Origin of the sequence: Nocardia yamanashiensis (assembly GCF_021183565.1) — a bacterium.
Taxonomy (GTDB): domain Bacteria; phylum Actinomycetota; class Actinomycetes; order Mycobacteriales; family Mycobacteriaceae; genus Nocardia; species Nocardia yamanashiensis.
Map to the genome: position 1 here is coordinate 7,319,365 of NZ_CP089226.1, position 19,212 is coordinate 7,338,576.

The following is a 19,212-nucleotide window of genomic DNA, read 5'->3' on the forward strand; positions in this document are numbered from 1 at the left end:
TGCGGGGCCGGTGTTTTGGGTTGGGCCCGCACGAGGTGCGGGCCCAACCGAATCCGTTATGGCGTGTCGCATTCGCGTGTCTTCCGACGCGCCGACGTGACACGCAAGTTTCATTTCTGACCTGCCGAGTTGTGTCCGCCGTAGCGGGTACAACTACGGCATGGTCTTCCCGATTTCCTTCGGCTGGATCCAGGTGCTGCTCGCGGTGCTCGGCATCGTCGCGTTGGCGCTCTTGGTGACAGCGGTGTTCAAAGCGCGCAAGGTCGGCTGGCGGGTGCTCGCCGGGCGCGGCGCGGGTGCGGTCGGGCTGGTGCTCGTCGCCGTCGTGATCCTGTGGATCACGACCCTGCTGCAAACCTTCCTGGGCCTCACCGGGGAGATCAAAGCCGCCCACATCGTGGCGACTCCCGTTGCGGGACAAGAACATCTGATGGACGTCGACCTGACCCTCTACGGCGACAAAGAGCATGACGAACAGCACCTGAAATACCAGGTCGAAGGCGACATGTGGGTGCTACAGGCCAATATCGTGGAACTCGAGCCGTGGGTGAACGCCATGGGCTTCCACTCCGGCTACAAGGTCACCCGCATCTACGGCCAGCGCCTGGACGGCGTCGCCACCAAGCAGAACCACATCTTCCTCAACGGCGGCGACGGCGACTTCTTCCAGGACATGAAGAACGAGACCTGGTACACCAAGCCGTTCGTCCGCTCCGCCTACGGCAATGCCGTCATCGCCACCCCGGGCACCTACGACGTCTACATATCCCGCGACGCCATCAAAACCCGCCCGGTCTAGTCGGCCAGGTCGGCGAACACCGGGGCATGGTCGCTGGCGCCCTTGCCCTTTCGCTCCTCGCGGTCCACGTTCGAGTCGGTGACGCGGGCGGCGAGGGCGGGGGAGCCCAGGATGAAGTCGATGCGCATGCCTTCCTTGCGCGGGAAGCGCAGCTGGGTGTAGTCCCAGTAGGTGTAGACGCCGGGGCCGGGGTGGAAGGGGCGCATGACGTCGGAGAAACCGGCCTCGGTCATGGCTTCGAAGGCGTCGCGTTCCTGGTCGGAGACATGGGTTTTGCCGGCGAAGAATTCGGGGGACCAGACGTCCATGTCGGTGGGGGCGATGTTCCAGTCGCCGACGAGGGCGATCTGGGCGTGCGGGTCGCGGTCCAGCCATTCCGCGCCGTTCTTACGCAGGGCGGCAAGCCATTCCAGCTTGTAGGTGTAGTGCGGGTCGTCGAGGGCGCGGCCGTTCGGGACGTAGAGGCTCCAGACACGGACGCCGCCGCAGGTCGCGCCCAGGGCGCGGGCCTCCACGACGGGGGTGCTGATCAGGGACTCACCGGCGTTCTTGTCGAAGCCGGGCTGGTGCGGGAAGGCCAGTTCGACGTCTTCCATGCCGACGCGGGAGGCGATGGCCACGCCGTTCCACTGGCTGTGGCCGACGTGGGCGACCTCGTAGCCGGCCGCTTCGAAGGCCTCGAAGGGGAACTGCTCGTCCTTGCACTTGGTCTCCTGCATGGCGAGCACGTCGACATCCGACCGGTCCAGCCAGGAGATCACCCGATCCACGCGGGTGCGAATCGAATTCACGTTCCAGGTCGCGAGCCGCACAGGAAAACCTTTCAGCGATAAGGGGTTCGAAATCTAGTTCTCGGGGGCGGCGTAGCGGTAGGTGTGGTGTTCCAGGAAACCCATCTCCCGGTACAGGTCCAGCGCCGCGTCGTTGTCCGCCAGCACCTGCACATAGGCGTGGGTCGCGCCGCGCGCCTGCCCCCAGCGGATCAATTCCGCGCACACCAGCGAACCCAGCCCGTGGCGGCGATGCTCGGCGGCCACCGTCACACACGTCAAGCCTACCCAGCGCCGCCCGTCCGGGGCCGTGGTCACCGCCCCCCGGCCGATGGCCAGCGGTGACGGCACGCCCAGCGCGGCGAAACCGAGTTCGCCGTCCCGGACCGCGGTCAGCACCTCCACCAGGGGCGCGCCGCCCGCCGCGGAATCACCGCCGCGATGCCGGTGCATGGACAGCCAGGCGCCGTCCGGGGCGGGCGACACCCGCACCATCGAAGGGCCTTGCGGCAGCACCAGATTGTCGATGTCCACCGCCAGCACCTGGGTCTCGTGCCAGGTCTGCCAGCCCGGCGGCACCGGCACCAGCCGATCCGGCAGCAGCAGCCGCACCGGCAGCCCGTGCGCGGTGTACCACTCGCCGATCCGGTGCAGGGTATCGAGGGTCATATCCGCCGGGCCGTCCGAACCACCCAGCGGCACCGCCGAATTGGCGCGTCCGGTGTAGCCGGCGCCGGCGCGCAGCAGCCAGCCGTCGATCCAGGCGCGTTGCAGCCCGGGCCAGCCGTCGGCCGCCGCCGCCTCCAGCGAGCGGATCTCGCTGGTGCGAATCGGCCTGGGGCCCAGCGTCTTCCACGCCACCACCCGATCCCGGGCGACGGAGACCACCTGCCCGTCACCGGTGCGCACGGTGAGCGGGTCCAAGGCGATGAGTTCGCCGATCACGTCCGTCAGCGGCTGCGGATAGCCCTCGGGCAGGCGGTAGCGCACCACCACCCGTTTCCCCAGCTGCGGCTCGCGAGGCTCAGTCGTCATGCCCGAACGGATCCGGGACGGTGCCCGGCACCCAGCTCAAACCCGGCTTGCCCCAGCCATTGCGCTTGATGGCCTTCTTGGCGCCGCGGGCATTGCGCCCGACCAGTACGTCCACGTAGAGGAAACCGTCCAGGTGCCCGGTCTCGTGCTGCAGCATGCGCGCGAAGAAGCCGTTGCCCTCGATATCGACCGGCTCACCCTTTTCGTCCGTACCGGTGACCCGCGCCCAATCGGCACGGCCGGTGGGGAATTGCTCGCCGGGGACCGATAGACAGCCCTCTTCGTCGTCGTCCGGATCGGGCATGCCCTCCGGGATCGCGGAGGTCTCCAGCTTCGGATTCACCACGCAGCCGCGGCGGCGCACCATGCTGCCGTCCGGCTGTTCGTCGGGACAGTCGTAGACGAAGATGCGCGGCGCGAGCTCGTCCACATCCTTGATGATCACCTGATTGCCCGCCAGCCCGACGCCGTTGGCGGCGTCCATGGTGTCGAACATGTCCGCGATCAGCGTCGCCAGTTCCTCGGGAGTCTGCGTGACCGGAGTGGTCGGACGGTGCAGAACCGGGTCGCCGACAATGCGAATCGGGAGGATAGCCATGGTCAAGAGCCTAACGGGTGATGGTCGGGGACGGCCCGCAGGATGCTGTCGGTGCCGTCGGGCAGACTAGCGGCGCACACCGGACGGACGGCCGCGGGCCTCGACACGCCGGGCGGATTCGCAGAAACACGCCGAGCGGTACGCATCGGCAAGTCCGCGCCGCGTGGTTGAATGAGCGGCGGACGCAAGCACCACAATCGTCTGGTTCCAACTCGGCGAGGGAGCACTATGGACAGCGCAGCGGCACGGAACATTTCCGCAAGCGGGGACGGCGGCGCTTCCGCGAGCCAGGAACTCTCCGCGTCGATCACCGACGATATCGCCGCCGCCGGTCACGATCAGGCCGCCGAGCTCGATGGCGCACACGGCCTTTCCCGTCGTGAAATCGACATTCTCGACTTCGAGCGCAAATGGTGGAAGTACGCCGGCGCCAAAGAAGAAGCCATCCGCGAGCTTTTCGACCTCTCGGCCACCCGCTACTACCAGGTGCTCAATGCCGTCGTCGACAAGCCCGAGGCCCTCGCCGCCGACCCCATGCTGGTGAAGCGGCTGCGCCGGTTGCGCGCCAGCCGCCAGAAGACCCGCGCCGCACGGCGTCTCGGATTCCAGGTGTGAGTACTAGGCTCGACGCCGTGAGCAACCCGACTTCGCCGTCCGGCGGTCCGCCGCTGCGGGCACTCGCGATGGTTCTCATCGCCCTCGCCATCGTGTTCGCGGGAATCGGCGCGATGTCCCTGTCGAGTTCGGACTCCTCCGGCAGCACCGAAGCCGAGGCGAGCAGCACCACGACCACCGTCGCCAGCCCGACGGCCAGTGTCATTGTCGCGCCGCCGGTTACGACGGCGCCCGTCGCGCCCACCAGCTCGGCCGCCGCGACCACCACCCCGCCCAGCACCACCCTCGCGCCGACCACCCCCGCCGCGGGCGCGGTCGACAAGTCGCTGCCCGTACGGGTTTTCAACAACAGCTATGTCGCGGGGCTGGCCGGCAAGACCAGGGATCAATTGGTCGCCAGTGGGTACAACGTGACCGAGACCGGTAATTACGGCTCCGGGAACATCCCGAAAACCACTGTGTACTACAGCAACAGCTCAGCCAAGGAGAAGGCGCTGGCCATCGCCATCGCCAATGAACTCGGTGCCGGTGCGGAACCGCGTTTCGACGGAATCGCCGACTCACCCGCCGGTGTCATCGTCATCGTCACCAGCAACTGACCAGCCGAACCAACGGCCAGCCCCTGCACGAGTCATGCTGACGCCTCTGGCATCATCTTGACCGACTAGCAATCTGTCCAGGCAGCTTTACCCGTTAAACTCGGTACTCGTAAAGGAGTTCCTCGATGGCTTCGTCCATGACTCGTCGCCCGTCCTGGTGGACAGTGACCCCGGTGCTCGCGGTCGCGGTGCTCGGCCTGACGGCCTGCTCCAACAGCCAGGAATCGAGTGACGTCAAAGGGACGAACCCGGCAGTGTTCACCAGCTCCCCGGCCCCCGCGGGCACCAGCGGCGGCCACGGCTCCGAACACGGCGGCAGCTCGGCCCCCGCGGAAAACTCCTCCAGCGTCACGCTGAAGGACCCCGCCGGAGCCAGCGTCGGCACCGCCACCATCGCCCAGGTGGGCAATCACCTCGAGCTCACCGTCGAAGCCCACGGCCTCAAGCCCGGCTTCCACGGTCTGCACTTCCACCAGGTCGGTAAGTGCGAAGCGAACTCCACCGCGCCCTCCGGTGGCCCGGCCGGCGACTTCCTGTCCGCCGGTGGCCACTTCCAGGTCGGCGACCAGAACGCCAAGCCCGCCAGCGGCGATCTCACCTCGCTCGAGGTGCGCTCCGACGGCACGGCCAAGCTGGTCACCACCACCGACGCCGTCAAGCTGGACGACATCAAGGGCAAGGCCCTGATCGTCCACGCCAGCGCGGACAACTTCGGCAATATCCCCAGCCGCTACACGCAGCCCGGCGGAGCCACCGGCCCGGACGCCGACACCCAGGCGACCGGTGACGCTGGCAGCCGGGTCGCCTGCGGCGTCGTCTCCTAACCACAAGGTGAGCCATGGCCGGGGCAGGCATCAAGAAGGTCCCCTTCAACTCATCGCCTCGGCCCACGCTCGGCGTGGAATGGGAAGTGGCGCTGGTCGACAAGCAGACCCGCGACCTTTCCAATACGGCCGCAGCGGTTTTCGACGCCTGTAGTGAGCTGCGGTCCGCCCAGGGCGCACCGCTGCTCACCAAAGAACTGCTGAAGAACACCGTCGAGATCGTCTCCGGCGTGCACGACACCGTCGGCGAGGTCGTCGACGAACTGCACAGCACCATGGACACGGTGCGGCGCGCGGCGGATCCGCTCGGCGTCGATCTGTTCTGCGCGGGCACCCATCCGTTCGCGCAGTGGTCGAGCCAACAGCTCACGCGCAGTCCGCATTACGACGAACTCATCGAACGCACCCAGTGGTGGGGGCGGCAGATGCTGATCTGGGGCGTGCACGTGCACGTCGGGGTCTCGCATCCGGAGAAGGTCTTCCCGATCCTCAACAGCCTGCTCACCACCTACCCGCATCTGCTGGCGCTGTCCGCCTCCTCGCCCATGTGGGCGGGCGTGGACACCGGCTATGCCAGCAACCGTGCCTTGATGTTCCAGCAGCTGCCCACCGCCGGATTGCCCTTCCAGTTCGAAAACTGGACGCAATTCGAGGGATTCGTGCACGACCAGACGAAAACCGGTGTGTTCGAACAACTCGGCGGCATGCACTGGGATATTCGCCCGGCGCCCAAGTGGGGCACCATCGAGGTGCGCATCTGCGACGGAACCCCCACGCGCACAGAACTATCCGCGCTGGTCGCGCTCATTCACAGCCTGATCGTCGATCTGGACCGGCGGGTGGAGGCGGGGGAGACGCTGCCGACTCCGTTGCCGCCCTGGCATGTTCAGGAGAACAAGTGGCGCGCGGCCCGGTACGGGCTGGACGCCATCATCATCACCGATGCCGACAGCAACGAGCGGCTGGTCACCGACGACCTCGACGATCTGCTGAACCGGCTGGAACCGGTCGCCAAGAGCCTGGGCTGCGAGAACGAACTCGCGCTGGTCGCCGAGATCCCCAAGCGCGGCGCCTCCTATCAGCGGCAACGGCGGGTCGCCGCCGCCACCCAGGGCGATCTGGTGGCCGTGGTGGACTCGCTCGTCAAGGAGCTCGACCAGTAGCCGCCCGGTCGCACGGCGTCCGATTCCCGATGTGAGATTGCCTACCCGTCCGGCGTACGTCGTACCCGCTGGCCAGCGCGGACCCCGCCGCGACCGGGGGCTGTTCATCTCGGTCCGGAGGCCGTGTTCAACTACCCGGGCGGGTCGCGTTCACGTGACGTTTACTATGGCTGGATGTTGCTCGACGGTCCGCGTTCCCAATCAGTCGGCGAGGAACGCCGGAGTCTGGTGCCGTCGAAGCGCGTCCTGATCGCCGGCCTCCTGACCGGCGTGCCCGCATTGTTCATCGCGCTGCAGATCGTGGCCTCCCGCAATGGATTCCTCGGTCCGCTGGAAAGTCTGGCGGCCGATTTCGCCGGGACTCCCAAGTCGGTGACCGTGCCATGGGCCGGGCTCGGGCTGGCGCTCATCGGGCTCACCTGGAAGCGGCGGTTCTACGCCGTCGGGATCGCGCTCGGCATCGACATCGCCTATCAGATCGTGCGGACGCTCAGCGGCGGGCCGCTCGCGCTCGGCAATGGACCGGTCATGGTGCTCACCGGCATCGTGGTGCTGGCGCTGGTGCGATGGCAAGGGGTGGAGCGCAGCAACGCGCTGCACGCCGCGGCGCTGGGCATTCTGCTGGTGTTCGCCAACAAGGTCGCCGACGTGTGGCTGTACATCACCGTGCTGGCCGGGCCGCAGGTGCTCGACGAGCATGTGGTGCTGGTCGATCACGCGCTCGCCGACCCGTCCTGGATGATGGGGCAGCTGCTCGAATTCCTCGGGCCCGTGGTCACTTTCGTCCTGCACTGGGTGTACATCGAACTGCCGCTGGACGCGATGATCGTGGCGGTGTGGCAGTTGCGGCGGGTCGCCGCCGGGGGCGGGTGGCCGAGCCACTACCTGGTGCGAACCTTCCTGACCATCGGGCTGATCGGGCCGATCGTGTACGTCATCTTCCCGGTGGTGGGGCCGATCTTCGCCTACGGCAGCGAAGGGCATTCGTTCGCGCTGGGCGACTACTGGCCGAATCTGGTGCCGCCGCTGGATCTGACGCCCGGGGCCATTCCGTTCGACAAGGTCGCGCCGCGCAATTGCATGCCCTCGCTGCACACCGCGTGGGCGCTGTCGCTGTTCCTGCATTCACGGCGGGACGTGGTGACGGGGCTGGCCGCGCCGCGCTGGCTGCGATGGGGCGGGACGTTCTGGCTGATCGCCACCATTTCCGCGACGCTCGGGTTCGGGTACCACTACGGGGCGGATCTGATCGCGGGCGCGGTGCTGTGCCTGGCCATCGAATCGGCGCTGCGGATGCCCGAGCGCGGGTGGGACGCGGTGCGCATCCAACTGGTGGCGGGCGGCGCGGCATTGTTCGCGGCCATGCTGCTGTCCTACCAGTACCTGTCGGTGCAATTCGCCGAATACCCTGGTCCGGCGGGCATTCTGCTGGTCGGCGCCTTCGTGGCCTACGCGTACGCCTTCTACCGGACCTGGTTCGGGCCGGTGCCCGCCGAAGCTCCGGCCGAGGTCAGCGCTCGCGCCTGACCCCTCACGCGTCCTTGCTTGCGCCCGAGGCGGATTCGGAGTCCACCGGCGCATCCGGCAATGAGGAAGCGGTCGCGACTGGCGTGGCCGGGCGGTTCCGGCGCAGCGCCCACAACCCGACGATGCAGCCGACGGTGATCAGCACCGCCGTCCACGCCGGCGCCGACTCGTCCTGCGGCGCCACCGTGCACACCACCGCCTGGCTGGAATCCTGCATGGCGTAATGCCCGCGCGCCACATAATCGCGCAGGCCCAGCACCGCCGACGGAATGAAGATCACCATGGTGCCCAGCACCCGGTTCGGCACGTAATGCGGCCGCGCCGAAGTCATTCCGTACCCGGCCAGCCACACCAGCACCGCCGTGCTGCCGATCACCACGAAGGCGGCCTCGGAACTCGAGGTGACGGCGGTGAAGAGGGCCAGCGCCAGCAGCAGCATCAGGCAGAGCATGGGTGCGCCGTGCCGCGAGCCGTACCAGAGGCCGAGCACCGTCACCGCGACCGCCACCGGAATCGACCAGGCCGGAAGTTCCGCGGCCAGCGCCGAGGAGCCCACCGCGCTCAGCGCCACCGCGATCAGCACCAGCTCGCCGTCCCGGCCCGGCAGCAGCATGGCCGCGATCACGCCCGTCGCCACCGACGAGCCCACCGCCAGTCCGATACCGGCCAGTGAGTCCCCGTGCCGCGCCAGCCATTCCGCGCTCGCCACGGTCACCAGGATCAGCACCACACCCGCCAGGATCGGGGTCAGCGGCAGTTCGATGGACGGGCGCTCGGCCGGTTTGCGCTTGCGGTTCATCAAGGTGCCGATGGCGACCAGCACCAGCGCCACCTCGATCATCCACAGCGGCGGCATGTCCAGCAGCACGTCGTCCACCGGGAAGTCCTGGTTCAGCAGCCCGCCCACGTGCGGCAGCGGGTTCACCGACCCCAGCAGGACGCTGATCAGCACGCCGAGTGTCCATCCGTACGCGGGCAGCTTGTGATGCAGCACCGCCGCGCCCAGTGCGCCCAGCACCACGCCGCCCGCCAGCGAATCGATGAAGTTCATGGTGGACAGCCCGGCCATCGGCTGCGCGGTGTGCCCGACCAGATGATTGATCGTCAAAGCCGCCAGCCCGGCCAGCGTCGTCCCCCAGGCCGCTACGGTGCTGCCCAGGGTGGTGATCAGCACCGCGACGATCATGGCCGTCAGCACCCCGGCCCCGATGGCCCGCGGCAGCGAGTACGCCAGCAGATCCAATTGCAGCGCGGACGTTTCCGACGTCCACCCGAAATCGATCGGCATAGCCAGCGACAGTCCGGCAACAGTAGTCGCCAGCAACGCCGTGATGGTCTCGAGCGCGACCTGATACGACCTCACCTGGGTGAAACTACCGCCGCCAACCGTACTGACCGGTCCGACTCGCTGAACTGCAATGTTTGCTGGCTAACCCCATTCCGCACCCCGCCATCCATCTGGCCGAAATTCGCATGCCACCGCGTGGACCCCGGGGCCGATGCGACCACATCGGGTCATATCGACCTGATGGAAATGCGAGCGGCGACGCCGACCGTCGGGCGCGCCGATCGCCGATCGGGGGCGGTGTCGAAGCCCGGCGAACTCCGGTCTGTCCGGGCGGTTGTGAAAAGCGAGGGCCGGATTCACTCGGGCATGGGTGTACGACGACAGCGTGGGTCGTTCACCTCGGCCGGCGTGTCGTCCGTACGGCCGCCGTGGTCGGTGGGTGCGGGGTCAGCCGGCGGCGGAGCGCTGGGCGGCGAATTTGCGGAGGGATTCGACCTGGTCGGGGTCGAGGGAGGGGCGGACGGCGGAGCGGGCGGCGGTCATGTCGGCGGCGGTCACCGTGGCGGCGTCCACATTGCGGCGCATGGCGGTCAGGGCGGCTTCGCGGAGGAGGGCGGCGCAGTCGGCGGCGGAGTAGCCGTCCAGTTCGGCGGCCAGCTTCTTGAGGTTGACGCCTCGGGCCAGGGGCACGGATTTGGCGGCGGTGCGGAGGATTTCGGCGCGGGCGGCGGCGTCCGGCGGGGGCACGAAGACCAGGCGTTCGAGACGGCCGGGACGGGTGAGGGCGGGGTCGATGAGATCGGGGCGATTGGTGGCGCCGACGACCACCACGTCGCGGAGGGGTTCCACGCCGTCGAGTTCGGTGAGGAGGGCGGCCACGACACGGTCGGTGACGCCGGAGTCGGTGCTCTGGCCGCGGCGGGGAGCCAGGGCGTCGATTTCGTCGAGGAAAACGAGGGAAGGGGCGGAATCGCGGGCGCGCTGGAACAATTCGCGGACCGCGCGCTCGGAGGAGCCGACCCATTTGTCCATGAGTTCGGCGCCCTTGACGGCGTGCACGCTGAGTTGACCGGTACCGGCCAGCGCGCGCACCAGGAAGGTTTTGCCGCAGCCGGGCGGGCCGTAGAGCAGGACGCCGCGCGGCGGCTCGATGCCCAATCGCGCGAACGAGTCCGGATGCCGCAGCGGCCACAGCACCGCCTCGGTCAGCGCCTGTTTGGTCTCGGCCATATCGCCGACATCGTCGAGAGTCAGTGAGCCGATGGCCAATTCCTCCGACCCGGACCGCGACAACGGGCGGATCACCTCCAGCGCGCCGACCAGATCCTCCTGCCGCAGCATCGGCTCGGCATGCTCGCGGCTGGCCCGCGACGCCGCCCGCAAGGCCGCCTCGCGCACCAGCGCCGCCAGATCCGACACCACGAAACCGGGTGTGCGCGCGGCGATCTCGTCCAGTTTCAGGGCCTCCGCCGGGGCGCGCCGCACCAGCTGCTCCAGCAGGGCGGCCCGCACCCCGGCATTCGGCAGCGGCAGCGACACCTCGCGATCGCACAGATCCGGTGCACGCAGGCGCGGGTCGACCGCCGCCGGATTCGAGGTGGTGGCCAGCACCGCGACCGCCGGAGCCGCCACGGCCGCGCGCAATTGATCCAGGATGAGCGTGGCCACCGGTTCGGCCTCGGCGGGCAGCAAGGCGTCGATGTCGTTGATCAGCAGGACGCCGCCCGCCCCGGAACAGATATCCGAGACGGCCATGTTCACCTCGCGCAGCCGGGTGCCGCCCTCGGTCGCGCCCACCGTCGGCCCGTCCAGCTCCACCACTCGCCGCGATCCCGCGACCGCCCGCGCCAGCGTGGCCTTGCCGACCCCGGCCGGGCCGGTGATCAGCACGCCCAGGTGCGACGGAGCGCCGAGCGCCTTCAGCAGCTCCGGCTCGTTCAGCGCCAGATTCAGCCATTCGGTCAGCTTGGCCGCCTGTGCCTGCACGCCCGCCAGATCGGCCACCGCGACCGCCGACATCGGCGTGGGGGACAGCACCCCGGTGTTCCAGGCCCCGCCGCCGGCCGCCGAACCGTCGGCTCCGGGAATGCGCTCGGACCCGGGAAATTCGCCCGCGCCCGTTCCACCGGATCCGGGTACGCCAGGTCCTGTTCCGCCGAAACCTCCCGCGCCCGTTCCGCCGGATCCTGGTCCGCCCGGTCCTGTTCGGACGGATCCCGCTTCGCCGGGTCCCGTTCCGCCAGATCCTGATCCGCCCGGTCCTGTTCCGTCGGGTCCCATTCCGCTAGGCCCCTTTTCACCAGATCCTGGTCCGCTGGAACCCAGGTCTGCGCCCGACGGGCGACGGCCGGGGGAGGTGCTGTCCGCTGGAAGCCCCTGCCTGCCGATCCCGCCCCCGAACGCCGGTCGATCTGCGCGCGCCGCACCGGTACTGGTTCCGATCCCGTCCCCGAACATCGATCGTGGCCGATCCGTGCCCACCACCCCCGGGCCCCATGCCACCGCCGTATTGGGCTGCACGCTGACCGGTCCCGGCGTCGGATCGGTCGACGTCACCGTCAGCAGCTCCGAGGTCCACGCGATCCCGAACGTCCGCGAAAGCGCCTGCGTGGCAGCCGAAGTGCTGGTTCCCGGCCCCAGGTCCCGGGGCAGCAGCGATACCGTGTCCCCGACCGTCACCACCTTGCCGAGCAGCGCCTGCCGCAATGTCGCCTCCGGAATCGTCCCGGTGGCCATCGCCGACCCCGTCACCGAAATCCGCCGCGCCCCATAGACAGTCGCCGGCGACACCACCACCGACCCGTCTTCCTTCACCCCCGCATTCGACAGGGTCACGTCATCCAGCAACGCCACCCCCGCCGGCGTCCCGGCCGGTGCTTTCGCCACCACCGCGGCCGTCCTCCGCCCCCCGATCAAGGTGATCCCGTCCCACTCCCGCAACCCCAGCGCCGTCAGCGCCTCCGGATGCAGCCGCACCAGCCCCCGACGGGCATCAGCGGCCGAGGTGTTCAGTCGAGCGGTCAGCGCGAGTTCCGGCACCAGCCCATTCTGCCGCGCCCACCCCACCCACCGTCCGACCTCGCCCCAACCAGCCCCGAATCCACCCCTCCAGCCCCGCCCCGGACAGGCCCGCCGCCGACCAACCGCTGCTGACGGACTGCTGCTGATCGACCGCTGCTGACGGACTGCTGCTGATCGACCGCTGCTGACGGACTGCTGCTGATCGACCGCTGCTGACGGACTGCTGCTGATCGACCGCTGCTGACGGACTGCTGCTGATCGACCGCTGCTGACGGACTGCTGCTGATCGACCGCTGCTGACGGACTGCTGCTGATCGACCGCTGCTGACGGACTGCTGCTGATCGACCGCTGCTGACGGACTGCTGCTGATCGACCGCTGCTGACGGACTGCTGCTGATCGACCGCTGCTGACGGACTGCTGCTGATCGACCGCTGCTGACGGACTGCTGCTGATCGACCGCTGCTGACGGACTGCTGCTGACCGATCGCTGCTGACGGACTGCTGCTGACCGATCGCCGCTGACCGATCGCGGCTGACCGATCGCCGCTGTCCGCCTGCTGGCTGGCCGGAGCGGACCCTCCCCACAGCACGGTTGTTGCACCGCCACCGTTTCCGTAATCAGCCCCCGCGTCGTGCTGTCACGCGACCGTGGCACTTGCGCGACGGCCCCGTCATCCCAGCCCGCTTTCGGCGGGATCTCACCCGCCCCGAACGCATCTCGCCCGCGTCGCACATAGCGACGCGGGCGAGTTTTGTTCTGTTCAGCGGCGATTCAGACCTTGCTGCCGGGGCGGCGCAGGCGCAGGCGGGCGGTGGAGACGCGGGCCACGCGACCGGAGATGGGGCGCTGGCGGCGCTGGGCGCGGCGCTGAGCGCGGCGCTCGGCGGGCTTGTGGTGCCGGTTTCCGGGCGGGCCGCCACCCCCAGCGGGCCGAGTGGACCGCGAAGGGGATGTGGCCGAGGTAGAGCGCCACCAGCGCCATCATGAGGATGAGGGGGTAGGTGACGAGGAGCGCGGCGGCCAGGGCGACCAGGACCAGCAGGACGGGGGCGGTGCGCGGGGCGACCGAGACCGACTTGATGGCCAGCGTGGGCAGGGTGCTCACGCACAGCAGGCCGGTGAAGACGGTCCAGACGGAGACCGCCGCGACGCTGGTCCACCAACCCTCGTGGAACTGCTCGGACAGGGCGAGCGGGAGCAGGACGATCAGCGCGCCGGCCGGAGCCGGTACGCCGGTGAAGTACTCACGCTGCCAGTCGGGGCGCGAGTCGTCGTCCATGAGCGTGTTGAACCGGGCCAGCCGCAGCACCATGCACACCGCGAACATGAGCGCGATGATCCAGCCGAAGCTGTCCTGGTGCAGGAAGGTCACGTACAGCACCAGCGCCGGCGACACCCCGAAGGCGATGGCATCGGACAGTGAATCCAGTTCCGCGCCCATCTTGCTGGTGGCATCCAGCATGCGGGCGATGCGACCGTCCAGCATGTCGAAGATGGCGGCCGCGCCGATCAAGGCCAGCGAGAACCCGAGCTGGTTCTCCATGGCGAACTTGACCGCGGACAGCCCCGAGCACAGCCCGAGGATGGTGATCATGCTCGGCAGCAATCGGACGGTGCGATTGCGCCGCCGCTGCACCGGTACCGGCGCGAGTTGTTCCATCATGAATCCAGTTCGGCCAGCACCGTTTCCGCGCCGATGGTCCGCTGCCCCGGGGCGACCAGCAACTTGGTCCCGGCCGGGAAGTAGGTGTCCACGCGCGAGCCGAAGCGGATCAGGCCGTAGGTGTCGCCGATGGTCAGCTTGTCGCCGACCTTCGCCTCGCACACGATGCGGCGCGCCAGCAGCCCGGCGATCTGCACGACCGCGAACCGCTGGCCGCTGTCGGACTGGATCACCATCGAATTGCGCTCGTTGGCGTCCGACGCCTCGGGCAGATCGGCGGAGAGGAATTCGCCCTTCTTGTAGACGATCTCCTCCACGCTGCCGCTGATCGGCACCCGCTGCACGTGCACGTCCAGCACCGACAGGAAGATGCTCACCCGCGGCAACGGCAGCGTGCCCAGGCCGAGCTCGGCGGGCGGCACGGCCTGATCGACCAGGGCGACCTCACCGTCGGCGGGCGCGACGACCACGCCGGGCCGGTTCGGCGGCACCCGGTGCGGATGCCGGAAGAAGGTGGCGGTGGCCGCGGCGCCGAGCAGGCCCGCGCGGCGAATCCACTTGCGCCGGTAGCCGAGCGCGGCGACGGCCAGCGGCGCCGCGACGAACGGCAGGCCGGCCGGATGCAGCGGCGGTACGGCCTTGCGCACCAGGTCGGCGACATGGCCGAGCGCGGTGGTTTCGGGAGTGCCGGGCGGGGTGGGTCGGCGGGCCACTAGCTCCTCTTTCATGCGTGGATCGAATTGGTCAAGGACCGCGTCACACATTACGTGACAGTGGCGCAACCCTCGCGGTCTCGGCCTTCGAAGCGGTGGTGACCGGCGAGGCAATGGCCCCGGATTGTGAGAATCCGCACACGCATGGCAGGCTGTTTCGATTAATATGAGGGAGCCTCATGTCTGTGTCGCCAACGGGCTCGACCGGTGCGAAGCAGTGGGTGGGGACCCGATGAAGGTCACGTTCGACGCTGTACAGAGGTCTATAGGAGAAGCACCATGGCTGCTCGAATTGCCTCGATCAACGGGGTAGAGCACACCGCAGTACTCGGGCTCGGCGTCTACCGGCCCGCCCGTGTGGTCACCAATGATGAGGTCGCGGGACCCATCGATTCCAGCGACGAATGGATTCGCACCCGTTCGGGTATTCGCACCCGCCGGTTCGCCTCCCCGGAGGAGACCATCATCTCGATGAGCACGGCCGCGGCGCGAGATGCCTTGGAAGCGGCCGAGATCGAGCCGGATCAGGTCGACTGCGTCATCGTCGCCACGTCCACCTGGCTCCTGCTCACCCCCGCCGCCGCCCCGCAGATCGCCACCGAACTCGGGCTGAACAATGTGGCGGCCTTCGACATCTCCGCGGGCTGCGCCGGCTTCTGCCACGCGCTCGCGGTGGCCTCGGACCTGGTCAAGGGCGGCACTGCCCGGAACGTGCTGGTCATCGGCGTGGAGCGGCTGACCGACACGATCAACCCGCGGGACCGCGGCACCGCCTTCCTGTTCGCGGACGGGGCGGGCGCGGTGGTGGTCGGCCCGTCCGACGAGCCGGGCATCGGCCCGACGGTGTGGGGTTCGGACGGCACCCAGCATCACGCCATCCGCCAGGACAAGGACTGGATGGAGTTCTTCCGCGAGATCGACGAGCAGGGTCTGGACGCCGTCCGTCCCTACCTCGCGATGGAGGGCACCGCCGTATTCCGGTGGGCCGCACACTCGCTGGAGAAGGTGTGCCGGGAGGCCATCGAGGTGGCGGGCCTGACCACCGGCGATCTCGACGCCATGGTCCCGCACCAGGCCAACGGCCGCATCATCGAGATCATGGCCCGCGTCCTGAAGCTCCCCGACGATTGCGCCCTGGCCAATGACATCGAGGAGACCGGAAACACTTCCGCCGCTTCGATTCCGCTGGCCATGGAGGCCATGATGCGCAAGGGCGATGCCAAACCCGGCGGCACCGCCCTGCTCATCGCCTTCGGCGCGGGCCTGTCCTACGCGGCCCAGGTCATCACGCTGCCGAACTGGAAGTAGCTAGCCGAGATCCCATGCGACGGTCACCGTGAAGGTGATCGTCGTCTGGCCCGGTTCGAGGCTGAAGCCGCTCGCCGGGGCCGCGTCCTTGTACATGGGTCCCGGTGAGCTGCTGCCGTTCTCGCTGATGGTCTTGACCGTCTTCAGCTTCAGCCCGGACAGGTCGGCGTACTGCTGCGCCTTCGATTTGGCGTCCTCGAACGCTTTGGCGCGCGCATCGGACAGCAGCTTCGCGTCGTCCTCGAGATCGAAGGCGACCGAACTGATGCGGGTGTCGTTGCCGCCCGCCTTGACCGCCGCGTCCAGAATCGCCGACGCCTTCGAAAGGTCGCGCACCGCAACGTGTACCGCATTGCTCGCCCGGTACCCGGTGATGGTCCGCCCCTCCGGCCCGTAACTGGGCTGCACCGACAGTTCGGTGGTCTTGATGTCTTCCTTCTTGGCCCCCGCCGTCACCATGGCATCGCTCATGGCCTTGGCCTTGGCGTTCACCTGGTCGACCGCGGTGGAGACGTCGGCGGCGTTCACTTCCGCCCCGAGGTCGGCCTCGAGCACATCCGGTGTGCCCTGGACCTTTCCGGTCCCGGAGACGGTGACGGTGCGGTCGCCCGAATCGGAACTCCCGCACCCCGTCAGTAGTAGCGCGACACCGGCGGCCGCGGCGCAGATCCCTGAAAGTCGTCGCATACCGCCGAAACTACGCTCAGGCCTCGACGGTTCGCTTGATCTTCCCGAGGGTTTCGTTCATGCCCGCCACGAGGTCGTTCTCGAAGGCCGCCTCGCCGCCGAGAATGCCGTCGATCATCTTGCGCACGATCCAGGTGACCCCGTTCGGGGTGTCGCGGCGCTGGATCAGCTTGGTGCCGGTGGCGGTGGGCTCGAGCGTGTAGCTCCAGATCGTCTGGTTCTCGTTCATCCGGAACGCGATCGCCTTGTTCGGCTCGAATCGCACCACGCGCGAGGTGGTCGGGTACACGTAGCCCTTGGCCTTGTTCAGATTGACCGTCCAGGTGCCGGTCTTGACCGCGCCCAGCGGCTGCATGCGCAGCGTCTGCGGACTGAATTCGCGAATCCGCTTGAGATCCGAGACAACGCTCCACACCTTTTCGGGTGCGGCCGCGATGTCGATGCTGGCTTCCAGATTGTTCGGCAACGCTGCCTCCGTGAGACGTGACTATCGGTACCAGGAATCCTAGGCTGAAAATCGGGTAGATCACATTCCGGTGAGGACGCGCTCGTCAATGTAATGACCGGCGCACAATATGGGATAGAGGTAGCAACAGAACCACAGCCACCAGCTTCCGAACGGGAAACGTGAGGTGATCGGCCGTGAACCTGCGCTCGCTCCTACATCGCAAGACCAAGGCGGTCCCGCTGCTGCCGGCCGATGAGACCGGCTCCACCGCAGCACCTCCCGGGCGAACCGCCAAAGCCAGAACCAATGGAGCGCTCGAAGAAAAGCTCGAACGCCTGCTCACCCCCAATGAGCTGGATCTGGTTCAGCATCATCGAATCTGATGCCGTGGCGAGCGCACTTTCCAGCCGATTTGCCAAGCCCAGCCATACTCGTTAGGTGACTTCAGCAGCTGCCGCCAAACCGGCCATCCTCAGCGTCGACGACGATCCCGGCGTGTCCCGCGCCGTGGTCCGCGACCTGCGCCGCCGGTACGGGGCGGACTACCGGATTCTCCGTGCGGAGTCGGCCGCCGACGCCCTGGAAGCCCTGCGCGAGATGAAATTGCGCGGACAGCCCGTGGCCGTCCTGATCGCCGATTACCGGATGCCGAATATGAACGGCGTCGAATTCCTGGAGCAGGCCATGGACCTGCACCCCTATGCCCGGCGCGTGCTGCTCACCGCCTACGCCGACACCGATGCCGCCATCGAGGCCATCAATGTGGTGGATCTGGACCACTACCTGCTCAAGCCGTGGGATCCGCCGGAGGAGAAGCTCTACCCGGTGATCGACGCGCTGCTGGACGCCTGGCGTTCGGACGCGCACAAGCCGGTGACCGAGACCAAGGTGGTCGGCCACCGCTGGTCGGCCCGGTGCTCGGAGGTGCGGGAGTTCCTGGCGCGCAATCAGTTGCCGTATCGCTTCTTCCAGGTCGACGAACCGGAGGGTTCGCGCCTGCTGACCGCGGCCGGGGCCACCGAGGACCAGTGCCCGGTGATCATCAATCAGGCCGGTGACGTGCTGCTCATGCCGACCGATCCGGAGCTGGCGGCCAGTGTCGGCCTGAACGTGGACGCGGCCAGCGACTTCTACGATCTGATCGTGGTCGGCGGCGGCCCGGCCGGTCTCGGCGCGGCGTTGTACGGCGCGTCGGAAGGCCTGCGGACCGTGCTGGTGGAGCGCACCGCGACCGGCGGCCAGGCCGGGCAGAGCTCCCGCATCGAGAACTACCTGGGCTTCCCCGATGGCGTGTCCGGCGCGCAGCTGGCCGATCGGGCGCGGCGGCAGGCGGTCAAGTTCGGGGCCGAATTGATCACGGCGCGTGAGGTTGTCGCGCTGGAGGCCTGCGGCGCGGCGCGAGTGGTGAAGTTCGCCGACGGCGGCAGCATCGCCGCGCATTCGGTGCTGATCGCGACCGGCGTCAACTACCGGCACCACCCCGCGCCGGGCGTGGACGAATTCACCGGGCGCGGCGTCTACTACGGCTCGGCCATGACCGAGGCCAGCGACTGCACCGACAAGGACGTCTACATCGTGGGCGGCGCCAATTCGGCGGGCCAGGCCGCGGTGTTCCTGTCCCGCAATGCGCGGACCGTGCACATCCTGGTGCGTGCCGAGGGGCTCGAGGCCTCCATGTCGCACTACCTGATCCAGCAGATCGAGAACATTCCCAATATCAAGCTGCACACCCGCACCGAGGTGGTCTCCGCCGACGGTGACGATCACCTGGAACGCCTGGTCCTGCGCAATAACGACACCGGTGCGGAAGAAAAGGTGGACGCCGAGCGTTTGTTCCTGTTCATCGGCGCCGCACCGGAAACCGACTGGCTGGACGGCATGGTCAAGCGGGATGCCGCGGGCTATGTGCTCACCGGGCCGGATCTCATGGTCGACGGCGAACGCCCGGCCGGTTGGGAACTGCCCCGGCCGCCGCATCATCTGGAATCCAGCGTGCCGGGCGTCTTCATCGCCGGTGACGTGCGTTCGGAGTCGGCCAAACGGGTCGCCTCCGCGGTCGGCGAGGGCGCCATGGCCGTCATGCTCGTGCACCGCTACCTGGCCAAACAGTAGGAGCCGCGGCGCATGAGTGGTCAGGCGCGGAGGCGGCAG

General features: G+C 68.3%; 17 protein-coding genes and 1 pseudogene. 9 read left to right on the forward strand and 9 right to left on the reverse strand.

Going from position 1 to position 19,212, the window contains the following annotated elements; translation table 11 throughout:
• Positions 1-160 precede the first annotated feature (160 nt).
• Positions 161-799, forward strand: a complete 639-nt coding sequence (locus LTV02_RS33650) for a hypothetical protein (RefSeq protein WP_067721267.1) — start codon at positions 161-163, stop codon at positions 797-799.
• On the opposite strand, the gene LTV02_RS33655 is transcribed toward LTV02_RS33650, so the two are convergent.
• Genes LTV02_RS33655 through LTV02_RS33665 form a run of 3 tightly spaced genes read right to left on the reverse strand, consistent with a single transcriptional unit; the run spans position 796 to position 3,202 of the window.
• Positions 796-1,611 (reverse strand): exodeoxyribonuclease III, encoded by an 816-nt coding sequence (locus LTV02_RS33655; RefSeq protein ID WP_233035650.1) that lies wholly within the window; start codon positions 1,609-1,611, stop codon positions 796-798. The genes LTV02_RS33650 and LTV02_RS33655 overlap by 4 nt on opposite strands.
• Positions 1,612-1,644: 33 nt before the next feature.
• Complete coding sequence (locus LTV02_RS33660) at positions 1,645-2,604, reverse strand: N-acetylglutamate synthase, CG3035 family (protein ID WP_233035651.1); 960 nt, start codon at positions 2,602-2,604, stop codon at positions 1,645-1,647.
• Positions 2,594-3,202: a peptide deformylase gene (locus LTV02_RS33665; protein ID WP_233035652.1), complete on the reverse strand. Its 609-nt coding sequence runs from the start codon at positions 3,200-3,202 to the stop codon at positions 2,594-2,596. The genes LTV02_RS33660 and LTV02_RS33665 overlap by 11 nt, the downstream gene beginning before the upstream one ends.
• A gap of 228 nt (positions 3,203-3,430) precedes the next feature.
• Between LTV02_RS33665 and LTV02_RS33670 the strand changes: the two genes are divergently transcribed.
• The 5 genes from LTV02_RS33670 to LTV02_RS33690 all read left to right on the forward strand — a co-directional run bounded on the left by LTV02_RS33670 (position 3,431) and on the right by LTV02_RS33690 (position 7,930).
• The gene (locus LTV02_RS33670; RefSeq protein ID WP_233035653.1) at positions 3,431-3,817 is read left to right on the forward strand and encodes a DUF3263 domain-containing protein; all 387 of its coding nucleotides are present in this window, start codon (positions 3,431-3,433) and stop codon (positions 3,815-3,817) included.
• Positions 3,818-3,834: 17 nt separating this feature from the next.
• Complete coding sequence (locus tag LTV02_RS33675; RefSeq protein WP_408639296.1) at positions 3,835-4,416, forward strand: LytR C-terminal domain-containing protein; 582 nt, start codon at positions 3,835-3,837, stop codon at positions 4,414-4,416.
• 125 nt (positions 4,417-4,541) lie between these two features.
• On the forward strand, positions 4,542-5,240 hold the full coding sequence (gene sodC / locus LTV02_RS33680) for a superoxide dismutase[Cu-Zn] (protein WP_233035654.1): 699 nt from the start codon (positions 4,542-4,544) through the stop codon (positions 5,238-5,240).
• Between the two features lie 14 nt (positions 5,241-5,254).
• The gene (locus LTV02_RS33685; RefSeq protein WP_067721275.1) at positions 5,255-6,403 is read left to right on the forward strand and encodes a glutamate--cysteine ligase; all 1,149 of its coding nucleotides are present in this window, start codon (positions 5,255-5,257) and stop codon (positions 6,401-6,403) included.
• A gap of 174 nt (positions 6,404-6,577) precedes the next feature.
• The gene (locus LTV02_RS33690) at positions 6,578-7,930 is read left to right on the forward strand and encodes a phosphatase PAP2 family protein (RefSeq protein ID WP_233035655.1); all 1,353 of its coding nucleotides are present in this window, start codon (positions 6,578-6,580) and stop codon (positions 7,928-7,930) included.
• Positions 7,931-7,934: 4 nt separating this feature from the next.
• On the opposite strand, the gene LTV02_RS33695 is transcribed toward LTV02_RS33690, so the two are convergent.
• From LTV02_RS33695 to LTV02_RS33710, 4 genes and pseudogenes are all read right to left on the reverse strand, one after another.
• On the reverse strand, positions 7,935-9,293 hold the full coding sequence (locus LTV02_RS33695) for a hypothetical protein (RefSeq protein ID WP_233035656.1): 1,359 nt from the start codon (positions 9,291-9,293) through the stop codon (positions 7,935-7,937).
• Positions 9,294-9,665: 372 nt separating this feature from the next.
• Positions 9,666-12,260 (reverse strand): AAA family ATPase, encoded by a 2,595-nt coding sequence (locus tag LTV02_RS33700; protein WP_233041810.1) that lies wholly within the window; start codon positions 12,258-12,260, stop codon positions 9,666-9,668.
• Between the two features lie 753 nt (positions 12,261-13,013).
• Positions 13,014-13,905 (reverse strand): annotated as a pseudogene (gene pssA, locus LTV02_RS33705) (CDP-diacylglycerol--serine O-phosphatidyltransferase).
• A complete protein-coding gene (locus LTV02_RS33710) occupies positions 13,902-14,618 on the reverse strand; it encodes a phosphatidylserine decarboxylase (RefSeq protein WP_233041811.1) in 717 nt (238 codons plus the stop codon). The pseudogene pssA and the gene LTV02_RS33710 overlap by 4 nt, the downstream one beginning before the upstream one ends.
• Positions 14,619-14,897: 279 nt before the next feature.
• Between LTV02_RS33710 and LTV02_RS33715 the strand changes: the two genes are divergently transcribed.
• Positions 14,898-15,926 carry a beta-ketoacyl-ACP synthase III gene (locus LTV02_RS33715; RefSeq protein WP_233035657.1) on the forward strand — a complete coding sequence of 343 codons (1,029 nt, stop codon included), beginning with the start codon at positions 14,898-14,900 and terminating at the stop codon, positions 15,924-15,926.
• Here LTV02_RS33715 and LTV02_RS33720 read toward each other — a convergent pair whose 3' ends face one another.
• Together LTV02_RS33720 and LTV02_RS33725 are read right to left on the reverse strand one after the other, a co-directional pair.
• Entirely contained in the window at positions 15,927-16,613 is a 687-nt protein-coding gene (locus tag LTV02_RS33720; RefSeq protein WP_067721281.1) for an SIMPL domain-containing protein, read from the reverse strand.
• Positions 16,614-16,629: 16 nt separating this feature from the next.
• Positions 16,630-17,079 (reverse strand): SRPBCC family protein, encoded by a 450-nt coding sequence (locus LTV02_RS33725; RefSeq protein WP_067721282.1) that lies wholly within the window; start codon positions 17,077-17,079, stop codon positions 16,630-16,632.
• 176 nt (positions 17,080-17,255) lie between these two features.
• Here LTV02_RS33725 and LTV02_RS33730 point away from each other — a divergent pair, with 176 nt between their 5' ends.
• Both LTV02_RS33730 and LTV02_RS33735 read left to right on the forward strand, forming a co-directional pair.
• Complete coding sequence (locus LTV02_RS33730; RefSeq protein ID WP_067721283.1) at positions 17,256-17,444, forward strand: hypothetical protein; 189 nt, start codon at positions 17,256-17,258, stop codon at positions 17,442-17,444.
• 55 nt (positions 17,445-17,499) lie between these two features.
• Entirely contained in the window at positions 17,500-19,173 is a 1,674-nt protein-coding gene (locus LTV02_RS33735; RefSeq protein WP_233035658.1) for an FAD-dependent oxidoreductase, read from the forward strand.
• Positions 19,174-19,212: the final 39 nt, after the last annotated feature.

Bases quoted from the DNA above. Each gene is read 5' to 3' on its own strand.
- LTV02_RS33650 (WP_067721267.1), top strand. From the start codon at position 161: ATGGTCTTCCCGATTTCCTTCGGCTGGATCCAGGTGCTGCTCGCGGTG.
- LTV02_RS33660 (WP_233035651.1), bottom strand. From the start codon at position 2,604: ATGACGACTGAGCCTCGCGAGCCGCAGCTGGGGAAACGGGTGGTGGTG.
- LTV02_RS33665 (WP_233035652.1), bottom strand. From the start codon at position 3,202: ATGGCTATCCTCCCGATTCGCATTGTCGGCGACCCGGTTCTGCACCGT.
- LTV02_RS33670 (WP_233035653.1), top strand. From the start codon at position 3,431: ATGGACAGCGCAGCGGCACGGAACATTTCCGCAAGCGGGGACGGCGGC.
- sodC (WP_233035654.1), top strand. From the start codon at position 4,542: ATGGCTTCGTCCATGACTCGTCGCCCGTCCTGGTGGACAGTGACCCCG.
- LTV02_RS33685 (WP_067721275.1), top strand. From the start codon at position 5,255: ATGGCCGGGGCAGGCATCAAGAAGGTCCCCTTCAACTCATCGCCTCGG.
- LTV02_RS33690 (WP_233035655.1), top strand. From the start codon at position 6,578: ATGTTGCTCGACGGTCCGCGTTCCCAATCAGTCGGCGAGGAACGCCGG.
- LTV02_RS33715 (WP_233035657.1), top strand. From the start codon at position 14,898: ATGGCTGCTCGAATTGCCTCGATCAACGGGGTAGAGCACACCGCAGTA.
- LTV02_RS33720 (WP_067721281.1), bottom strand. From the start codon at position 16,613: ATGCGACGACTTTCAGGGATCTGCGCCGCGGCCGCCGGTGTCGCGCTA.